Annotated in this window: 2 protein-coding genes and 1 pseudogene; all 3 read right to left on the reverse strand. The window is 56.3% G+C overall.

Annotation, left to right across the window (positions count from 1 at the left end; genetic code table 11):
* Positions 1–44: 44 nt before the first annotated feature.
* Positions 45–887: pseudogene (locus C5S62_RS12195) on the reverse strand (MiaB/RimO family radical SAM methylthiotransferase); the annotation flags it as partial.
* A gap of 109 nt (positions 888–996) precedes the next feature.
* Positions 997–1,476 carry a regulatory protein RecX gene (locus C5S62_RS12200; RefSeq protein ID WP_104405655.1) on the reverse strand — a complete coding sequence of 160 codons (480 nt, stop codon included), beginning with the start codon at positions 1,474–1,476 and terminating at the stop codon, positions 997–999.
* Positions 1,477–1,579: 103 nt separating this feature from the next.
* A partial coding sequence (locus C5S62_RS12205) for a glycosyltransferase (protein WP_104405656.1) occupies positions 1,580–2,222 on the reverse strand: 643 nt, incomplete at its 5' end.

The following is a 2,222-nucleotide window of genomic DNA, read 5'->3' on the forward strand; positions in this document are numbered from 1 at the left end:
GCTTCTCATTAAAACTTCTCAAATTAAACTCTTCGACCTCATACCTTACGGGGATATTTGCGGTTCATGAGCTGCAATATCCGGTCCGAACCGCTCTGCACCGGAAGATGGATGTGGCGGCACACGTTAGGTTCACCGGCTATGACGCGGAGCGTTTCATCACTCATATCCTTGGGGTGGCTAGTCGAAAAGCGGATTCGCATGCCCGGCACGGCACGTGCCACAAGACGCAACAGGGCTGCAAAATTCACCTCTCCTTCGTTGCCGCTCCCCAAATAGGAATTGACGTTCTGCCCCAGCAGGGTCACTTCCTTGTAGCCGCGCGCCTCAAGGTCCTTGACTTCGCGCAAGATGCTCTCCACATCGCGCGAGCGTTCCCGCCCTCGGGTGTAAGGCACTATGCAATAATGACAGAAGTTGTTACAGCCGCGCATAATGCTCACGAATCCTGAGATATGCTTGCCGCACAGGCGTTCGGGCACTACGTCGCGGTAGGTTTCCGTAATGGAGAGTTCGATGTTCATGGCTTTGACGCCGGCTTCGGCCTGAGCAATGAGGTCGGGCAGCGTGAGATAAGCGTCGGGACCGGCAACAAGATCGGCATGATGACGTTCGAGAAGTTCCTCCTTTACGCGTTCAGCCATACAGCCCAAAACGCCTATGATGAGACGGCGGCCTTTCCGGCGCAAAGCGTTGAGGGCTTCAAGACGGTGTATGATCTTTTGCTCCGCATTGTCGCGCACGGAACAGGTGTTGAGGAATACGGCATCGGCCTCATCAAGTGTTTCACACGGTTCGTAGCCTGCCATACGCATGACAGAGGCCACCACCTCGCTGTCAGCAACATTCATCTGGCAGCCGTAGGTTTCTATGTAAAGATGTTTCATTATCGTAGGTAAGGTTTGATATATTCAAGGGCGGGACTGACGGCGTGTTTCCGGCGACAAGAGCCATATCCTTACAACGCGCTGAAGATTAACGGTTGTAAAGCCGGTGTCAGTCTTCGCCATAGCCGGGTATTTCCAGTTCGTCAATCACGCGGAATATGCAGTCGGGTTCAAAACCGCGCCCGGCAGCGAAACGCATCAGTTTGCCACGCAGTTCATAGGCCGAGGCGGCCCGTATGCCGCGCATTTTAGCCTGAAGCAACTCACGGAGGGTCTGCTCGGAGTTTTCAGTTTCCAACGTTCCGAGCGCCGCTTCCACCACCTCGGCCGACAGACCTTTGAGACGCAGAGCCTGCTTTATTTTAAGCATTCCCCAGCGGTTATAAGCCGCCTTATCGTGTACAAAAGCGCGGGCATAGCGCAGCTCGTCAATAAAGCCTTCGCTCACCAGCCGCTCCACCACCTGCCGGCAGGCGGCATCTTCAAGACCGCCTGCAGCCAATTTGCGCAGCCAGTCGGCCCGACAGTATTCGCGGCGGGCGCAGGCTGCCGCAGCACGGGCATAGGCGGTTTCAACAGACTCATACATGATCTACGGAAAAGTAATGACGAGGATTTGTCAATGCCCTGCAAGGAAAACAGAGCCATACACGGGGCAGCGCTTCATTCTGCCTCAGGCGGGACGCCCCATTTTATTTTCTCACCATGTGGCGTACCAGAAAACGGGCATGTTGCAAAACGGTGAGCACCAAGCCGTAGTGGCGGGTCATGATGTGAAAACGCTCACGCAATGAAGCCTTGTGGTTTCGGGTGGTCATTCCTTCGCTCAGATAGTCGGCCACCACGACATGCGCGTTGGCCAAAGGAAGTTTGCGGCGCCGGGCTTCGCGCATGATGCGGATGCACCAGTCAAAGTCGGCCGAGAAGCGGTATTTCAGGTCGTAACGGGCCAGGCGGGCCAGATCGGTGCGGGCCAGGAATGCCTGATGGCATACGAGCATGCCCGACGAGAAAGAGCGCCACGACAGGCGTTGTGGCGGTGCCAGCCGGCGGTGATGCAGAAAATGTCCGTCCTCATCCACTATGTCGGTGTGACCGTAGACAACAGCCGGCCGCGTCTGTCCGTAGCGGGAGGCTGTGGCGGCCATTTCGGAGAGAGTGGTCGGCGCATGCAGTTTGTCGCCGGCATTAAGAAAGAGGATATAGTCGCCTGTGGCCATGTCGAGCGCTTTGTTCATGGCATCGTAAAGCCCCTCATCGGGTTCGGTGAGACAAGCCACTTCGTGGCGTACACCGGCCACGCTGTTGCGTTCCTGATAGTGATGTACCTCTTCC

This window comes from Prevotella sp. MGM2, from assembly GCF_002933955.1.
In the GTDB taxonomy this organism is placed as follows: domain Bacteria; phylum Bacteroidota; class Bacteroidia; order Bacteroidales; family Bacteroidaceae; genus Alloprevotella.

Coding starts and splice junctions, on each gene's coding strand:
- C5S62_RS12200 (WP_104405655.1), bottom strand. CDS start 1,476: ATGTATGAGTCTGTTGAAACCGCCTATGCCCGTGCTGCGGCAGCCTGC.